The organism is Tropicimonas sp. IMCC34011 (genome assembly GCF_003390865.1).
GTDB lineage: Bacteria > Pseudomonadota > Alphaproteobacteria > Rhodobacterales > Rhodobacteraceae > Tropicimonas_B.
The window spans coordinates 393,327-409,934 of sequence record NZ_QMEJ01000003.1 but is presented as its reverse complement, the minus strand read 5'-3'; the positions used below and the strand labels follow the sequence as shown (position 1 = coordinate 409,934).

Here is a 16,608-nt window from a genome sequence, read left to right as displayed (position 1 = left end):
GCCATGACACGTTCCACACGCCCTGCCCTGACGCGCCGGGGATTTCTTGCCTCCACCGCGGCCGGAGCCTCCCTCGTCGTGCTGCACCCCTACTCCGCCGGCGCGCAGGAGAATCAGGCCCATCTGCGGCTGATGGAAACGACGGACCTGCACGTCCACGTCTATCCCTACGATTATTATAGCGACAAACCCGTGGACACGGTCGGCCTTGCCCGCGCCGCCTCGATCATCGACGAGATCCGGGCCGAAGCGACCAATACCATGCTGCTCGACAACGGGGATTTCCTGCAGGGCAACCCGATGGGCGACTACATCGCCTATGAGCGCGGCATGGCGGACGGCCAGATGCACCCGGTCATCGAAGCGATGAACACGGTCGGGATCGACGCCTCCACCCTCGGAAACCACGAATTCAACTACGGGCTCGGCTTCCTCGAGAATTCCATCGCCGGGGCGGACTTCCCGGTGGTCTCGGCAAACGTCGCGACCGAGCTCGGCGACACGCCGACCGAGGACCGCACGCTGGTGCCGCCCTACGTGATCCTTGATCGCGAGATCACTCTGGGGAGCGGTGAGACGCATCCGATCCGCGTCGGGATCATCGGCTTCGTGCCGCCGCAGATCATGAACTGGGACCGCAAGCATCTCGAGGGTCGCGTCGAGGTGCGGGACATCGTCGAGGCCGCCGAGGCCTGGGTGCCGAAGATGAAGGAGGAGGGCGCCGACATCGTCGTCGCGCTCAGCCACTCCGGCATCGGCTCCGCCGAGCACGAGCCGATGATGGAGAACGCCGCCGTCCCCCTCGCCCGCGTCGACGGGATCGATGCGGTGATGACGGGCCACAGCCACCTCGTCTTCCCCTCCGCCGATTACGAGGGCTTCGAGGGCGTGGACATCGAGGCCGGTACGATCGAGGGCAAGCCGGGCGTCATGGCCGGGTTCTGGGGCAGCCATCTCGGCCTGATCGATCTTCTGCTCGAGCGCGACGGCGAGGGCTGGCGCGTGGCCTCCGCCGATGTCGAGGCGCGGCCGATCTACCGCCGCGAGGAAGACCGCACCATAACCGCGCTCGTGGACAGCGACGAGGCCGTCCTCGAGTCGGTCGCCGAGGAGCACCAGGCGACGCTCGACTACGTCCGCACCGCCGTCGGCCAGACCGCGGCGCCGCTCTATTCCTACTTCGCCCTCGTGGCGGATGACCCCTCGGTGCAGATCGTCTCGAACGCGCAGACCTGGTATATCGGGCAGATGATGGACGGCACGCCGAACGAGGGCCTACCGATCCTGTCCGCGGCGGCGCCCTTCAAGGCAGGTGGCCGGGGCGGCCCGGACTACTACACCGATGTGCCGGCGGGGGATGTGGCGATCAAGAATGTCGCCGATCTCTACCTCTACCCCAACACGATCCGGGCGGTGAAGATCACCGGCGCCGAGGTTAAGGACTGGCTGGAACGCTCCGCGGGCATGTTCAACCAGGTCGAGCCCGGCGCCACGGACGCGACCCTGCTGAACCCCGACTTCCCGTCCTACAACTTCGACGTGATCGACGGGGTGACCTACCAGATCGACCTCAGCCAGCCCTCCCGCTTCGACAGCGAAGGCGCCCTCCAGAACCCCGATGCGAGCCGGATCGTGAACCTCTCCTTCGAGGGCGAGCCCGTCGATCCGGAGCAGGAGTTCATCGTCGCCACCAACAACTACCGCGCCGGCGGCGGCGGCACGTTCCCCGGCGCCGACGGGACGACGGTGGTCTTCGAGGGACCGGACACCAATCGTGACGTGATCGTGCGCTACATCGTGGAGCAGGGCACGATCCAGCCCTCGGCGGACGCGAACTGGTCCTTCGCCCCGATGGAGGACACGACGGTCATGTTCGACAGCGGGCCGAATGCGGTGGCCTATGTCAGCGACGTCAAGGGTGTGGAGATCGAGGATTCGGGCGAGGTCGTCGAGGGCTTCACCCGGTTCCGCATTCGCCTCTGAAGCGGGCTAATCGCCCAAAGGGCGGGCACCCGCGCCGGTGCCCGCCTGTCCCCCCGCCACGCGGAATTGACCGCGCAGGAGACGTCCCCGCACCTTTCCGCGGGTTCGTATCAAAGGGGAGACACGGGAATGCTCGATCGTATCTGGGCCGCCGGCAGCGCGCTCTTGCTCATCGCGGGGCCTGCCGCCGCGCAGGACCTGATGGACGCGCCCTTCGCGCTCGACTGGAAGTTCGAAGGCCCTGCCGCGCCTTACTTCCTCGCCATCGACAACGGTCATTTCGAGGAGGCCGGGCTGGACGTCGAGATCACCGCGGGCCAGGGCTCCCTCGACGCGATCCCGAAGGTCGCCACCGGCGCATTTCCCTTCGGCTTCGCCGACATCAACTCCCTCGCCAAGTTCCTCGACGAGAACCCCGAGGCGCCGGTGCGCGCGGTCATGATGGTCTACGACAAGCCGCCCTTCGCCGTCGTCGGGCGGGTGAGCCAGGGCGTCGAGACGCCGGCCGATCTCAATGGCAAGATCCTCGGCGCGCCGCCGCCGGACGGGGCCTGGGCCCAGTTCCCCGCCTTCGCCGCGGCCAACGATCTCGACATGGACAGCATCACCGTCGAACCCGTCGGCTTCCCGACCCGCGAGCCCATGCTGGCCGAGGGGGAGGTGGACGCCATCACCGGCTTCTCCTTCTCCTCCGTTCTGAACCTCCTGCGCCTCGGTGTGCCCGAGGACGACATCTCCTCGATCCTGATGGCCGATCACGGGCTGGAACTCTACGGCAACGCGATCATCGTCAACACCGACTGGGCGGAGGAGAACCCCGAGGCGGTGACGGGTTTCCTGACGGCCATCGCCGCGGGCTGGCAGGACGCGATCGACGATCCGGCGGCCGGCATCGAGGCCCTGGCCGAGCGCAATCCGGCCATCGACACGGAACTCGAGGAGCGTCGCCTGACCATGGCGATCGAGGACACGGTGCTGACCGAGTACGTCGCTGAGAACGGCTTCGGCGGGATCGACGCGGAGCGCATGGAAGCCGCGCTCGAGCAGCTTCAGACCAACATGGAGTTCGGCGCCGCGCCGACCTCGGGCGGCATCTTCGACGGCGCCTACCTGCCGGAGCCCCTGCCTACTCTCGAGTAAGCCCCCCGCGCCCGCGCCCCGAGCTGGCGGCGCGGGCGCCTTTCGGTGCGGGATCGCCCGCGTTGGGGGCATCGAGCGCCGACAAAGGAAAAAGGACGACGAGCCGATGAGCGCCGAGGCCCTGATCGAGATCCGCCATGTCTCGCACACCTTCGACACCGCGAGCGGGCCGCTGCAGGTGCTGAACGATCTGTCCCTCGACGTGCCCGAGGGCGGCTTCGTCGCCGTGGTCGGGCCGTCCGGCTGCGGCAAGTCCACCCTCACGCGGCTGATATCGGGTCTGATGCGGCCGCAATTCGGCGAGGTGCTGATCGCGGGCGAGCGGGTGAAGGGGCCGCGCTCCTCGGTCGGCATGGCGTTCCAGAACCCCGTCCTGCTCGAATGGCGCTCGATCCTGAAAAACGTGATGCTGCCGCTCGAGATCGTCCGCAGCGGGCTGTCGCGAAAGGAACAGGAAGAGCGGGCGCGGTTCCTTCTGTCGCTCGTCGGGCTCGAGGGATTCGAGGACAAGCGGCCCTCGGAGCTGTCGGGTGGGATGCGGCAACGGGCGTCGCTCTGCCGGGCGCTGGTCCACAAGCCGGACGTTCTGATCCTCGACGAGCCGTTCGGGGCGCTCGATGCGTTCACCCGCGAGGACCTGTGGCAGACGATGCACAAGGTTAAGGCCGAGGAGCCTTTCACCGCCGTCCTGATCACCCACGACCTGCGCGAATCGATCTTTCTCGCCGACCGGGTAGTGGTGCTGTCCGGCCGTCCGGCCCACGCGCAATACGTGCTCGACGTGCCGCGGGAGGGGCCGCGCACGCTGGACAACCTCTACACCCCGCGCGCTGCCGAGATGCTCGCGATCCTGCGTCACCAGATCGAGATCGCGCAAGGTCGCGCACCGGCCGAGGAGGCGAGCGCGCGCCCGGCCCCGTCGCCGCCGGCCCCCGCCCCCGGCGAGCGCGCCACGCCGGAGACGCAAGCATGACCGCCCGCAGGATCGCCGTTCCCGTTCTCGCCGTGATCGTCTTCCTGGCGCTCTGGGAGCTCCTCGTCTGGGCCAACGGCTGGCCCACCTACAAGATGGCCGCCCCGTCGGACCTCGGGCCGGCCTTCGCGAAGTATTTCGACCTGTTCCTCATCTACGGATGGCAGACGCTCTGGCGCACCGTCGCGGGCCTTGCGCTCGCGGTGGTGTTCGGCGTCGCGGTTGGGATGGTGATGGGCTTTTCGCGGACCATGCGGGACGCGCTCTATCCCCTGCTCGTCGGCTTCAATGCGGTGCCAAAGGCGACGGTGGTGCCCATCGTGGCCCTGATGTTCGTCGGCTGGCATGATTTCAACACCGTGCTCATCGCCTTCATGATCTCGTTCTTTCCCATCGCCGTGTCCGTCTCCATCGGCCTGTCGACGCTGGAGCCCGAATATCGCGACATCCTGCGATCGCTCGGCGCGTCGCAATCGACCATCTTCTGGAAGATCGCCCTTCCAAAGACGCTGCCGGAATTCTTCGGTGCGCTGAAGGTGGCGGTGACGCTGGCCTTCATCGGCACGAACCTGATGGAGATCGTCTCCCCCCACGGCCGCGGCCTCGGCGCGCTCTTCGACAGCGGCAAGACCAACAGCGACTACCCCCTGATGTTCGCGGTCCTGATCGCGCTCGCCGTGCTGGGGATCGTGCTCTACTACATGGTCGTCATCCTGGAGAAGACGTTCGCCGGATGGGCGGAGCGGCCAGCGGGATGAGCTGAACCGCGGTCAGCCCGCGCACCGCGCAGCCGCCCCCTTGCGAATCCGGGCGCTCTTTCCTAAGTGGGACGTCGAGAGGTTGGCGCGGGCAGGCGCCTCGCCAACCCGGTCAGGTCCGGAAGGAAGCAGCCGAAACGAGCCCCGCTTGGGTCGTTGTCAGCCTCTCACCAAATTCCCCTGTTCCCACCCTCGCCCTGCGTCTCTATCCTGACCCCATGCAGGATGGCGCTCCCGACGATCCCTCCGACGCCAAGACGGCCTGGGCCGAGCAGCGGACGGACTGGGCAGAGGACCGGACGGTTCTCGCCAACGAGCGCACGTTCGCCGGGTGGCTGCGCACGGGGCTTGCCTCTGTCGCGGTCGCGATCGGCCTGAAGGCGCTGTTCCGGGAGGCCGAGATCGACTGGCTGCCGCGGGCGATGGCCACGCTCTTCCTCGTCGCCGCCATCTGGATCTACTGGATCGCGCGGAACGCCGCGGGACGGACGCAATCCCGGCTCAACGCCCACGGCGCGGAGGCGCAGCCGACCCGGACCTACACGCTGACGGCCGTCATCCTCACGGTGGCGACGGTCGGCGTCGCGGTGGTGCTCTGGCGGCTGTGACGCGGAGGGTCCGGTGGACCTTGCCGCCCGGCCCTCGTACTCTCCCGCCCGAGCCGGACATCCCGGCCATATCGATCCGGAAGGACAGACGATGAGCGAGCCCGGCTACCAGGTTCTGGCGCGCAAGTACCGACCACAGACCTTCGCCGATCTCGTCGGTCAGGAGGCGATGGTTCGTACGCTGAAGAACGCCTTCGCCGCGGACCGCATCGCGCAGGCCTTCATCCTCACCGGCATCCGCGGCACCGGCAAGACGACGACGGCCCGGATCATCGCCAAGGGGATGAACTGCACGGGCCCCGGCGGCGACGGCGGGCCGACGACGGATCCCTGCGGGACGTGCGAGAACTGCCGCGCCATCGCCGAGGGGCGGCATGTCGATGTCCTCGAGATGGACGCGGCGAGCAACACGGGCGTCGGCGATATCCGGACGCAGGTGCTCGACAGCGTCGCCTATGCGCCGAGTTCGGCGCGCTACAAGATCTACATCATCGACGAGGTCCACATGCTCTCGACCAGCGCGTTCAACGCGCTGCTCAAGACGCTGGAGGAGCCGCCGGCGCATGTGAAGTTCATCTTCGCGACGACGGAGATCCGGAAGGTGCCGGTCACGGTGCTCTCGCGCTGCCAGAGGTTCGACCTACGCCGGATCGAGCCCGAGGACATGATCGCCCTCTTGCGGCGGATCTCCGATTCGGAAGGGGGAAAGATCACCGACGGGGCGCTGGCCCTTCTGGCGCGGGCCTCCGAAGGATCGGCGCGCGATGCGACCTCGTTGCTCGATCAGGCGATCGGGCAGACGGATGCCGAGGCAGATGCGGATGCGGTGCGCGCGATGCTGGGATTGGCGGATCGAGGCCGCGTGCTCGACCTGTTCGATCTGATCCTGCGCGGCGATGCGGCCGGGGCGCTCGAGGAATTGTCCGGGCAGTATGCCGCCGGGGCCGACCCGCTCGCGGTCCTGCGCGACCTGGCGGAGGTCTGCCACTGGATTTCCGTGGCTAAGATCACGCCCGACTCCGCCGAGGACCCCACGATCACGCCCGATGCGCGGGACCGGGGGCGCCGGATGGCCGGGGAGCTTCCGATGCGGGTCCTGACCCGGATGTGGCAGATGCTGCTCAAGGCGCTGGACGAGGTGGCAAAGGCACCGAACGCGATGATGGCCGCCGAGATGGCCGTGATCCGCATGACCCATGTCGCCGATCTGCCGGCTCCGGACGAGCTCGTCCGCAAGCTCCAGGGCGGCCCTGATGCGCCCGGCCCGAATGGCGGCGGCGGGCGGCCCGCGCCGTCTCAGGGTGCCCCCGTGCAAGGCGGGCCCTCCCAAGGCGCTCCGGCTCCGGCGGCGCAGCCGGGAATGGAGGCCCCTCGGGGCGCCGCACCGCCGCCCTCCGCCCCCCGCGGGACGGCATACGGCGCCGCGACGGCGGTCAAAGCCCAGTCCGAGGACGCCCTCGCGCGTTACACGAGCTTCGAGCAGGTGGTCGAGCTGATCCGGCGGCACCGAGATGTGCAACTCCTCCTCGAGGTCGAGAGCGGTGTGCGCCTCGCCCGGTACTCGCCCGGACGGATCGAGTTCGAACCGGCGGAGGGCGCGAGCGCGGATCTTGCCCAGCGTCTCGGCCAGCGCCTCCAGGGCTATACCGGCGCGCGCTGGGGCGTCTCCGTCGTCTCGGAGGGCGGCGCGCCGACCATCGCCGAGGAGCGGGGCCGCCAGGAGGCGGAGCTGCAACAGGCCGCGCTCGAGCGCCCCGAGGTCCGCGCCGTGCTGGCCGCCTTTCCGGGCGCGAAGATCTATCAGATCCGTCCGCCCGAGGAAATCGCCGCCGAAGCGGCGGAAGCCGCGCTGCCCGAGGTCGAGGACGAATGGGATCCCTTCGAGGATTGAGGCCCCGCGCGCCGATGCCCTTGCACTGAAGCCTGGCAACACGCATTTCAGGGCGAACGCCAACAGGAGACGATGAATGTTCAAGGGACTCGGCCAATTCGGCGACATGGCCAAGATGATGAAACAGGCTCAGGAAATGCAGGGCCGCGTCACCGAGGTTCAGGAGAGGCTCGAGGAGATGGAGGTGACGGGCGAGAGCGGCGCGGGCCTCGTCAAGGCGACCTGCACCGCCAAGGGCAAGCTCACCGGGCTGGACATCGACCCCTCGATCTTCAATCCCGACGAGAAGGAAGTCGTCGAGGACCTCATCCTGGCCGCGATCAAGGACGCCCAGTCCCGCGCCAAGGAAAAGTCGAAGGAGGAGATGGAGAAGGTCACCTCCGAGCTCGGCCTGCCGCCCGGCATGAACCTGCCTTTCTGAGACCGGATTGGACCGCCCGCCCTCCGATATCGAGGCGCTGATCGAGTTGATGGCGCGCCTGCCCGGCCTCGGGCCGAGGTCGGCGCGCCGTGCCGTCCTGCGCATGATCAAGAAGCGCGGCCAGCTCCTCCAACCGCTGTCGGAGGCCATGGTGAAGGTCGCCGCGACGGCGCGGGAATGCGTCAATTGCGGCAATGTCGGCACGTCCGAACTCTGCGCCATCTGCGCGGATCCGCGGCGGGAGACGGGCGAGATCTGCGTCGTCGAGGACGTTGCTGATCTCTGGGCGATGGAACGGTCGCAGGTCTTCAAGGGGCGTTATCACGTCCTCGGCGGGACGCTGTCCGCGCTGGACGCTGTCGGCCCCGACGAGCTGCGCATTCCCCGCCTCGTGGACAGGGCGAAAACCGAGGAGGCGCGGGAGGTCATCCTCGCCCTCAACGCCACGATCGACGGGCAGACCACCGCGCATTACATCGCCGGCGAACTCGAGGCCCTCGGCGTGCGGGTCACGTCGCTGGCGCAGGGCGTTCCCATCGGCGGTGAGCTCGATTACCTCGACGACGGAACGATCACGGCCGCGCTCAACGCCCGGAAATCCCTGTAGCCGCTACCACATCGAGGCCTCGGCGCGCTTCGGCCAGGACGCGTCATAGGCTGGCCCGCCGACCTCCCCGTCCGAGGCGGCTGCGAGCATGTCTCCGGCGCTCGGCAGGCCCGAGGGTGCCGCCGTATCGCCCCAGAGACCGGACCGCCGGATGGCGCGCGCGCACTGGAAGTAGACCTCGCGGGTCGTCACGACGATGACAGAGCGCGGCCGCTTGCCGTCCCTCTCGAACCGCGCTGCAAGGTCTTCGTCCAGCGTGACGATCGCGGTCCCGTTCACTCGGACGACATTTTCCGAGCCCGGCACCATGAAGGTGAGGGAGACGCGGCCGTCCCGTGCGATGTTGCGCAGGGAATCGATCCGGTTGTTCCCGTGCCAGTCAGGCAACGCGAGCGTTTCCGCATCCAGCGCGCGGACCACGGGGCCGTCATCGCCGCGAGGGCTCGCGTCGGTGCCCTCCGGGCCGACCGTCGCGAGAATGCAGAAGCGCGCCGCTTCGATCCAGTCGCGGTAGGGGCCGGTCAGCCGTGCCGTGACCTTCTTCGTGGCCGCCGCAACGGGGGCGCCATAGAGCGCCTCAAGGTCCTCGATTCGGGCTGCGGCATAGCTCATACGACACGTCCTCTCAGCTCCGGCACGCCGCCGGCTTCCCTCATCAGCACGTCCGATGCGCCCTCGACCCGCGCCTCGAGCGCGGCCATGAAATCGGGAATCTCCTGCCCGGGCGCGATCGGCTCAAGGAACTCGACCACGCCGAGCCCCTTCTTCCGCAAGATGCCGGCACGGGGCCAGAACAGGCCCACATTCGTCGCGGCGGGCACGCAGGTCTGGTTCAGCTCGGCATAGAGCACGCCGGTGCCGATCTTGTAGGGCATCTGCGCGCCCGGTGCGACGCGGGTCCCCTCGGGATAGATGATGAGCTGGCCGGGATCGACGCGTCCGCTCTGCACCCCCTCCTTCATCTGCCGGATCGCGGCCGCGCGGCGGCCCCTGTCGACGGGAACGCAGCCGATGCGCATGGCGAACCAGCCGAGGACGGGCGCGTGCCGGAGCGAGGCCTTCATGATGAATTTCGGCCGCGGCAGAACGGAGCAGAGCACGATGATGTCGAGGAAGGACTGGTGCTTGGAGGCGATCAGCACCTCTCCCTGCGGCACCTTCCCACGAACCTCCGTCCGGAGGCCGACCATCCAGCGCGCAGACCAGCGGACATAGCGGCAATAGGTGCGGATCCCTGCGGAGGCCCACTTGCGGTCCCACGCGGCGAGCGGGAAGTAGTAAAGTCCCATCAATGCCATAGCGGCATACATCTGGATCACGAAGATCAGCGAACGGGCATATTGCATCAGGTGGCCTCCGTAAGGGCGCGGCGGGCCGCAAGGCGTGTCGCGCCATAGGCGACGGCGGCGGTGGCAGGCGGAACGAGCAGCAGGAGAGCCCATTGCGCCCCGCCGATGGAGAGCGACAGCCAGGCGGCCTCTGTGCTGCCCGCCCCGGCAGAGGGCAGCATAGCAAGAACGACGGCGGCCGCGAGGGTTCCCGCGCCAGCCCCTGCAAGGCCGCGCAGGGTGAAGCGGCGGACGAAGGCGCGGGCGATGAACGCATCCTCCGCCCCGACGAGGCGCAGCGTGGCGATCACGCGGGCATTGGCGGCGAGTGCGGCCTGCGCGGCAAGCGCCACCATGGCCGCGACGGTCAGCGAGATGAGGAGCAGGCAGCCGAAGCCCAGAAGCCGCATCCGCCCGGCCGCGGCCACGAGCGGCGCGCGCCAGGCGGCGTGATCGTCGAGCACGGCCCCCGGCGCTTCGCCCGCCAGCCGCGCCGACAGGCCGCCCGAATCGAAGCCGTCCGCCGTCGCGACGACCTCGATCAGGACTGGCACCGGGAGGCTCTCGATCGGCAGGTCTGGCCCGAACCATGGCTCCAGGAGCGCGCGCTGTTCATCCGCGCCGAGCCGCCGAGCCGAGGCGACGCCGGGTGTCGTGTCTAGGACGGCAAGCGCGGCCACGGCCTGCGCCTCGACCTGACCGGAGGGCGCCGAGATGCGCACCGTCGCGGTCCGCGCCAGCGCGTCGGACCATGTCGAGGCAACCCGCCCGGCGGAGAGCGACAGGGCAAGCGCGAAGACCGCGAGGAAGGCCATCGCAGCGGAGGCTCCGAGCGTGAGGCGCGCGGTGAACCCGGTCGGCGGCACCACGCGGTCCGCCACGCCGGACGGCCTGAAAAGACGCATGAACGGCGCCGTCACAGCTCCGCCCCCGCCGGAACCATCGTGCCGCCGCCGACGCGCAGGACGCGGGCGGAGACCTGCGCCTTGGCCTGCCGGATCAGCGTGAGATCATGGGTGGCGACGAGGATGGTCTTTCCCATCCGGTTGAGCTCGACAAGGAGCGTGAGCAGCCGCAGGGACATCTCCCAGTCGACGTTCCCCGTCGGCTCGTCCGCGATGACGATCTCCGGATCGCTCATCACCGCCCGCGCCAGCGCCGCCCTCTGCCGCTCCCCGCCCGACAGTTCGGGGGGCAGCGCCTCCGCGCGGCGGGAGAGGCCGACCCAGCTCAAGAGGTCCCCCAGATCCGCCCCGGAAGCCTCCCGCCCGGAGACGAGGAGCGGCAGCGCGACGTTCTCCGCGATGGGCAGATGGTCGAGGAACTGGCAGTCCTGATGGACGAACCCGATTCGCCGCCGCGTGCGCGCGACCTGGTCCCGCTCGATCCCGGTCACGTCCTTGCCGAAGAGGGAGAGGCGCCCGGCCGTCGGCCGGAGCTGGAGGTAGGCGAGCTTGAGCAGCGTCGTCTTGCCGGCGCCGGATGGACCGGTCAGGAAATGGAACGTACCCGGCGCGATCCGGGCCGACACGCCGGAGAGCAGCGCCTCTCCGCCGTAGCTGTAGGCCACATCGTCGAACTCAATCACGCCAAGCGCCGTCCCTGCCCCCGCGGGCCGGGGATCGTCCCCGAGGCGCCGCATCAGGCCTCTTCTGCACGGGACTTGTCTCTCTTTCAACGGCGGCGGAAGCGCGACGGTGCCTTTCGGCACTATTCCAAGGACTTCCGCGGCGCGCCGTGTTTGAAACCTCGCGCCGCGCTGATAGGCTCGAGCTCGAAACAAAGGTGAGCGGCGGTGCGCGCCGCCGGCAAGGGTGCTTGAAGATGCGGCTCATCTGCCCGAATTGCGGGGCGCAATACGTTGTGGACGACGCAGCGGTCCCCGATGAGGGCCGCGACGTCCAGTGCTCGAGCTGCGGTCACAGCTGGTTCCAGCTGCATCCGTCGCGGGACAGGGGGCTGGCCGAGGAGCTGGGCGAGGCGATCCGCGAGCCGGAGACCCCGGAGCCCGCAACGCCGGATGCCCCGCCGGACGCGGAGCCAGAGCCTGAAGGGTACACGTCCGAATACGACGACGAGGACGATCTCCCCCCGGTTCAGCCCGAACGCCCGCGCCGGCGGGAAATAGACCCCAAGGTCCTCGCCGTCCTGCGCGAGGAAGCCGCCCGGGAGCAAGCCGCTCGCCGCGCAGAGGCCGCCGCGCCGCTCGAGATGCAGGACGAGTTCGCCATGGACCCGCCCGAGATCGTCCGCGCGCCGGAGCCTGATCCCGAGCCGGAAGTGGAGCCTGCCTCGCAGCCGGATCCCTTTTCAGAGCCCGAACCGTCGCCCGATCAGCCAGCCGGGACACCGCCGGACCCAGAGCCCCCATTGGAGCGACCGGACGACGAGGTTCGCGCCCGCCGCGTCGCCCCCAGACGGACGCTTCTTCCCGACATCGAAGAGATCAACACCGCGCTCGATCCGGCGGATAGCGGGCGTGCCGTCGGCGAGGAAGCCGAGGAGGCCGCCCGGAGCGACCGCGCCCTTCGCCGCGCGCGGTCCGCACGAGGCCGCCGCATCGGGCTCGCCATCGCCATCGTGATCTTCGGCCTCGCGCTCATGACCTATCTCGAGGCTCCGCGCATCGCGATGACCGCGCCTGCCCTCGAAGAGCCCGTCGCCGCCTACGTGGCCCGGATCGACGAGGCGCGGCTTTGGCTCGACGACACGCTTCGCAGCGTGGCCGGGGCCGACTGACGCGCGGAAGAAGGCCTCAGGTCAGCCGGGCCACGACGTAGCGCGCAAGGTCCGTCATGCAGGCCTTGATCTCGCCCTCGGGCAGGTCCGCCAGGGACGCGATCGCCTTGTCCGCCCAGCCTTCGGCTTCCCGGCGCGTCGCATCGAGGGCGCCGTGTTTCCCGAGGATACGCTGTGCCTCATCGAGGTCGCCGTCCTGCTGCTGACCCTTTGCGATGGTGCGGGCCCAGAATGTCCGCTCGGTCTCGTCCGCCGCCGCGATGGCGCGGATCACCGGCAGGGTCAGCTTCCGCTCCCGGAAATCGTCGCCCACGTTCTTGCCGATGGCACCGCCCTCGCCCTGCCAGTCGAGCAGGTCGTCGGCCATCTGGAACGCGATGCCGAGCGCATCGCCATAGGCGTGGAGCGCATTCGAGACCGTCTCGTCCCGCCCGGCGATCACCCCGCCGACCTCGCAGGCCGCCGCGAAGAGCGCCGCGGTCTTGCCGCGGATCACCTGCAGGTAGGTCTCTTCCGTGGTGGTGATGTCCTGCGCGGCGGTGAGTTGCAGCACCTCGCCCTCGGCGATGGTCGCCGCCGCGCCCGACAGGATATCGAGCACGCGAAGGTTCCCCGGCTCCACCATGAGCTGGAAGGCCCGGGCGAAGAGGTAATCCCCCACGAGCACGGAGGACTTGTTGTCCCACAAGAGGTTCGCCGTCGGCCGCCCGCGGCGCTGGCCGCTCTCGTCGACGACATCGTCATGCAGGAGCGTCGCGGTATGGATGAACTCGACCGTCGCCGCGAGACGCAGGTGATCCTCGCCGTCGTAGCCGCAGAGCCGCGCCGAGGCGAGCGTCAGCAGGGGACGCAACCGCTTGCCGCCGGCATCGACCAGATGGGCCGTCACCTCGGGAATGCGCGGCGCGTGACGGGAGGCCATGCGGGCGCGGATCAGCTCGCCCACGCCTTCCATGTCCTTCGCCATCAGCTCGGCGAGGCGATCATGGGGCTTGCGGGAAAAATCGTCAAAACTCATGTCAATCGCGGTACCGCAGCCTCGACAGCGGCGCAAGACAGGCCAATGGTGCACGCGATGAAAGAGATACTCAGAACCACCGACCCGACGGTCATCGCCTATGCCACCGCGATTCTCGAGGGCGAGGGAATCGACGTCTTCTCCATGGACCAGCACATGAGCGTTCTGGAGGGGTCGGTCGGCGTGCTTCCACGTCGCCTCATGGTGCGCGATGGCGACGCCTTCCTCGCCCGCGCGGCGCTCAGGGACAACGGGATCGACGATGGCGGAGCCCGCTGAGCCCCTGACGCGGGACGCCTTCCTCGGCGGCCGCCTGACCCTCCTGCAACCGGCGAAGGGATTCCGCGCCGGGATCGACGCGGTCCTGCTCGCCAGCGCCTGCCCGGCAAAGTCGGGGCAATCGGTGCTCGACCTGGGATGTGGTGTCGGCACCGCGGCCCTCTGTCTCGCCACGCGGGTGCCGGGGCTGCACCTGACCGGGCTGGAGCGGGACGCGGCCATCGCGGATCTCGCCCGCCGCAACTCGGACGCGGCGGGCATCGCGATGGAGGTCCTGACGGGGGACATCGCCGCCCCGCCGCCGGCCCTCAAGGCGATGTCCTTCGACCACGTCATCGCCAATCCGCCCTACTTCGACGCCGCCCGCGCGACAGCCGCCACCGATGCCTACCGCGACAGCGCGATGCGGGAGGACGTCCCACTCGCGGCCTGGACGCACCTTGCCGCGAAACGCCTGCGCCCCGGCGGCTGGCTCACGTTCATTCAGCGGGCGGACCGGCTGGGGGATCTCCTGGGTGCCGCCGAGCATGCCGGCTTCGGCAGTCTGCGCATTCAGCCCATCGCGGGCCGCGCGGGACACCTCGCGCGCCTCGTCCTGCTCAACGGGCGCAAGGGCGGCCGCGGCGCGCTCGAACTGGCCGCGCCCTTCATTCTTCACGAGGGGCCCGCCCATATAAGCGACGGCGACGATTTTACATCGGCCGCCTCGGCGATCCTGAGGGACGGCGCGCAATTTATCGCCCCCGGATCTTAAGGTATCGGTAATAAATTGCCGTCACGCTAAGGGTACAGGATGGAATGTATCAGGCGCGTGACACGACTCGGGAAACGTGCTGCAATCTTTGGTGCCGGATTGTCCGGCCTTATCGAGAAGGAGAGAGACCGATGTCAGTCAGTTCCCACGTTCAGGAGCTCCGGCGCAAACATCAGGCCCTTTCGGCTGAGGTGGAGCAGGCACAGCGCGCCCCCGCCTCCGATCCGCTCGAGATCGCGCGCATGAAAAAGCGCAAGCTGGCCCTGAAGGAAGAGATCAGCCGCCTCTCGTAACCCTCACCAGTATCGGCGCGCGAGCCGTGGCTCGCGCGCTTTTTGCTGTCCTGCAATCGGTCAGTCCCGGATCGTCGGCAGGACACCGGCCTCCAGTTGATCCCTCAGGTGCGCGTGCTGCTCCGGCAGCTTGAGAGCCGTTCCGAGCGTGGCCACGTCTTCATCCCTTGTGAACCCGGGCTCGTCGGTCGCGACTTCGAAGAGGACGCCGCCGGGACTGCGAAAGTAGATCGCGTGGAAGTAATCGCGATCGATGGACGGCGTGACCTTCATCCCGATCTCGCTCATCGCATCGCGCACCTCGTCCTGCGCGGCCCGATCCGCCACGCGGAACGCCACATGGTGAACCGAGCCGGCACTTTGGCGCGCGGCAGGAAGATCCGGGCGCGCCTCGAGGTCGATGAGGTAGCCGGCCCCGCCATCGCCCGAGGCCATGCGGACGATGCCGTCTTCCTCCGCCTGGGCCGCAAAGCCGAGCGCCTCCAGCACCTTCCGGGTCGGTTCCGTTTCGGTCAGGACGAGCCGAACCGAATGGAAGCCCCGGATCGCCAGATCCGCGGGTAGCTGTCCGGTCCACGGCGCGCGATCGTCCTCGGCCTCCACCAGCGCCAGCGCGTCGCCGTCGGGACCGGTGAACGCCAGCTTGCCGGCGCCGAACGCCGTGCTGCGCACCGGTGAATGATCCGAGAGCCGCGCCTCCCAGTCCCCGAGCGAGCCGGGCGGCACGGAGAAGGAGATCTCGCCCGCCTCGCCCGTTCCGCGCGTGCCAGGGGCGGCATTCTGGAAGGGAAAGTGGGTCATGACTGTACCCGGCGTGCCGATCTCATCCCCGTAATAGAGGTGGTACACATCCGGCGCGTCGAAGTTCACCGTCTTCTTGACCCGGCGCAATCCGAGCGTCTTGGTGAAAAAATCGTTGTTTCGCTGGGCATCTCCGGCCAGCGACGTCACGTGGTGCAATCCGTTCACGGGCAGCATGGCAACCTCCTGCATCGAGCTGACCAAGGAGGTAAAGCCGCGGCGCCCGTGCGAAAACACGCAAGGCGCCGCAGACGTCGTGCGCCAGAGCACACTTTAGACGAAGAACTGGGCTCCGTTCGCGGTGATCGTCGAGCCGGTAATGAAGCCCGCGTCGTCCGAGGCGAGGAACGTGACGCAGCGCGCGATCTCCTCGGGCTCGCCGAGCCGACCGACGGGGATCTGCGGGATGATCCGCTCGTTCAGCACCTTATCGTCGATGGCCTTGACCATCTCGGTCGCGATGTAGCCCGGGCAGATCGCGTTCACCGTGATCCCGGCGCGCGCGCCCTCCTGCGCAAGCGACTTGGTGAACCCGAGATCCCCCGCCTTGGCTGCGGAGTAGTTCGCCTGTCCGGCCTGCCCCTTCTGACCGTTGATCGAGCTGATGTTGACGACCCGCCCGAACTTTCGCTCGCGCATCCCCGGCCAGACGACATGCGTCATGTTGAAGACCCCGTTGAGATTCGTGTCGATTACCTCACGCCACTGCTCCGGCGTCATCTTGTGGAACATCGCATCGCGGGTGATCCCCGCATTGTTGACCAGCACCTCGACCGGTCCGTCGAGATCCGCCTCGATCGCAGCGATCCCCGCCTTGCAGGCATCGTAATCCGCAACGGACCATTTGTATGTCCGGATCCCCGTCTCCTCGGTGAAGGCACTCGCCGCGACCTCATTGCCCCCATAGGTTGCGGCGACGGTATATCCCTCTGCCATCAAGGCCTTGGAGATGGCGGCCCCAATTCCGCGCGAGCCCCCCGTGACTACGGCGATGCGTCCCATGAAATCCTCCCAG

Annotated in this window: 19 protein-coding genes and 1 other RNA gene; 13 read left to right on the top strand and 7 right to left on the bottom strand. The window is 68.5% G+C overall.

The genetic code is table 11. From position 1 onward, the window contains the following. Positions 1–3 precede the first annotated feature (3 nt). The 9 genes from DQG15_RS11460 (at position 4) to recR (ending at position 8,381) form a co-directional block, all read left to right on the top strand. On the top strand, positions 4–1,983 hold the full coding sequence (locus DQG15_RS11460; RefSeq protein WP_116085363.1) for a bifunctional 2',3'-cyclic-nucleotide 2'-phosphodiesterase/3'-nucleotidase: 1,980 nt from the start codon (positions 4–6) through the stop codon (positions 1,981–1,983). Between the two features lie 129 nt (positions 1,984–2,112). Then, entirely contained in the window at positions 2,113–3,123 is a 1,011-nt protein-coding gene (locus DQG15_RS11455; protein ID WP_116085361.1) for an ABC transporter substrate-binding protein, read from the top strand. Between the two features lie 106 nt (positions 3,124–3,229). Beyond that, positions 3,230–4,096 (top strand): ABC transporter ATP-binding protein, encoded by an 867-nt coding sequence (locus tag DQG15_RS11450; RefSeq protein WP_116085360.1) that lies wholly within the window; start codon positions 3,230–3,232, stop codon positions 4,094–4,096. After that, a complete protein-coding gene (locus DQG15_RS11445) occupies positions 4,093–4,854 on the top strand; it encodes an ABC transporter permease (RefSeq protein ID WP_116085358.1) in 762 nt (253 codons plus the stop codon). Before DQG15_RS11450 ends, DQG15_RS11445 begins: the two co-directional genes overlap by 4 nt. Before the next feature lie 75 nt (positions 4,855–4,929). After that, positions 4,930–5,027: signal recognition particle sRNA small type (gene ffs / locus DQG15_RS11440), an RNA gene on the top strand. 45 nt (positions 5,028–5,072) lie between these two features. After that, entirely contained in the window at positions 5,073–5,462 is a 390-nt protein-coding gene (locus DQG15_RS11435; protein WP_116085357.1) for a DUF202 domain-containing protein, read from the top strand. 91 nt (positions 5,463–5,553) lie between these two features. Then, on the top strand, positions 5,554–7,353 hold the full coding sequence (locus DQG15_RS11430) for a DNA polymerase III subunit gamma/tau (RefSeq protein ID WP_116085355.1): 1,800 nt from the start codon (positions 5,554–5,556) through the stop codon (positions 7,351–7,353). Between the two features lie 76 nt (positions 7,354–7,429). Further along, entirely contained in the window at positions 7,430–7,774 is a 345-nt protein-coding gene (locus tag DQG15_RS11425) for a YbaB/EbfC family nucleoid-associated protein (protein ID WP_116085353.1), read from the top strand. Positions 7,775–7,781: 7 nt separating this feature from the next. Beyond that, the gene (recR, locus tag DQG15_RS11420) at positions 7,782–8,381 is read left to right on the top strand and encodes a recombination mediator RecR (RefSeq protein WP_116085351.1); all 600 of its coding nucleotides are present in this window, start codon (positions 7,782–7,784) and stop codon (positions 8,379–8,381) included. A 3-nt stretch (positions 8,382–8,384) separates the two neighbouring features. On the opposite strand, the gene DQG15_RS11415 is transcribed toward recR, so the two are convergent. The 4 genes from DQG15_RS11415 to DQG15_RS11400 are packed head-to-tail and all read right to left on the bottom strand — an operon-like array spanning position 8,385 to position 11,297. After that, the gene (locus tag DQG15_RS11415) at positions 8,385–8,993 is read right to left on the bottom strand and encodes a pyridoxamine 5'-phosphate oxidase family protein (protein ID WP_116085349.1); all 609 of its coding nucleotides are present in this window, start codon (positions 8,991–8,993) and stop codon (positions 8,385–8,387) included. Next, a complete protein-coding gene (locus DQG15_RS11410; protein ID WP_116085348.1) occupies positions 8,990–9,727 on the bottom strand; it encodes a 1-acyl-sn-glycerol-3-phosphate acyltransferase in 738 nt (245 codons plus the stop codon). The genes DQG15_RS11415 and DQG15_RS11410 overlap by 4 nt, the downstream gene beginning before the upstream one ends. Continuing rightward, the gene (locus DQG15_RS11405) at positions 9,727–10,614 is read right to left on the bottom strand and encodes an ABC transporter permease (protein WP_116085610.1); all 888 of its coding nucleotides are present in this window, start codon (positions 10,612–10,614) and stop codon (positions 9,727–9,729) included. Before DQG15_RS11405 ends, DQG15_RS11410 begins: the two co-directional genes overlap by 1 nt. A gap of 11 nt (positions 10,615–10,625) precedes the next feature. Then, on the bottom strand, positions 10,626–11,297 hold the full coding sequence (locus tag DQG15_RS11400) for a cell division ATP-binding protein FtsE (RefSeq protein WP_116085608.1): 672 nt from the start codon (positions 11,295–11,297) through the stop codon (positions 10,626–10,628). A 236-nt stretch (positions 11,298–11,533) separates the two neighbouring features. Between DQG15_RS11400 and DQG15_RS18185 the strand changes: the two genes are divergently transcribed. Further along, positions 11,534–12,448: a zinc-ribbon domain-containing protein gene (locus tag DQG15_RS18185; protein WP_198665135.1), complete on the top strand. Its 915-nt coding sequence runs from the start codon at positions 11,534–11,536 to the stop codon at positions 12,446–12,448. 16 nt (positions 12,449–12,464) lie between these two features. On the opposite strand, the gene DQG15_RS11385 is transcribed toward DQG15_RS18185, so the two are convergent. Next, complete coding sequence (locus DQG15_RS11385; RefSeq protein ID WP_116085346.1) at positions 12,465–13,466, bottom strand: polyprenyl synthetase family protein; 1,002 nt, start codon at positions 13,464–13,466, stop codon at positions 12,465–12,467. A 57-nt stretch (positions 13,467–13,523) separates the two neighbouring features. Here DQG15_RS11385 and DQG15_RS11380 point away from each other — a divergent pair, with 57 nt between their 5' ends. The 3 genes from DQG15_RS11380 (at position 13,524) to DQG15_RS11370 (ending at position 14,792) form a co-directional block, all read left to right on the top strand. Then, positions 13,524–13,745 (top strand): DUF2007 domain-containing protein, encoded by a 222-nt coding sequence (locus DQG15_RS11380; protein WP_116085607.1) that lies wholly within the window; start codon positions 13,524–13,526, stop codon positions 13,743–13,745. Continuing rightward, positions 13,729–14,499 (top strand): tRNA1(Val) (adenine(37)-N6)-methyltransferase, encoded by a 771-nt coding sequence (locus DQG15_RS11375; protein WP_116085345.1) that lies wholly within the window; start codon positions 13,729–13,731, stop codon positions 14,497–14,499. Before DQG15_RS11380 ends, DQG15_RS11375 begins: the two co-directional genes overlap by 17 nt. 131 nt (positions 14,500–14,630) lie before the next feature. Next, a complete protein-coding gene (locus DQG15_RS11370) occupies positions 14,631–14,792 on the top strand; it encodes a YdcH family protein (protein WP_116085343.1) in 162 nt (53 codons plus the stop codon). 60 nt (positions 14,793–14,852) lie between these two features. Here the strand turns inward: DQG15_RS11370 and DQG15_RS11365 are convergent, their stop codons facing one another. Next, positions 14,853–15,770, bottom strand: a complete 918-nt coding sequence (locus tag DQG15_RS11365) for a ring-cleaving dioxygenase (RefSeq protein ID WP_116085341.1) — start codon at positions 15,768–15,770, stop codon at positions 14,853–14,855. A 96-nt stretch (positions 15,771–15,866) separates the two neighbouring features. Then, the gene (gene phbB / locus DQG15_RS11360; RefSeq protein ID WP_116085340.1) at positions 15,867–16,595 is read right to left on the bottom strand and encodes an acetoacetyl-CoA reductase; all 729 of its coding nucleotides are present in this window, start codon (positions 16,593–16,595) and stop codon (positions 15,867–15,869) included. Positions 16,596–16,608: the final 13 nt, after the last annotated feature.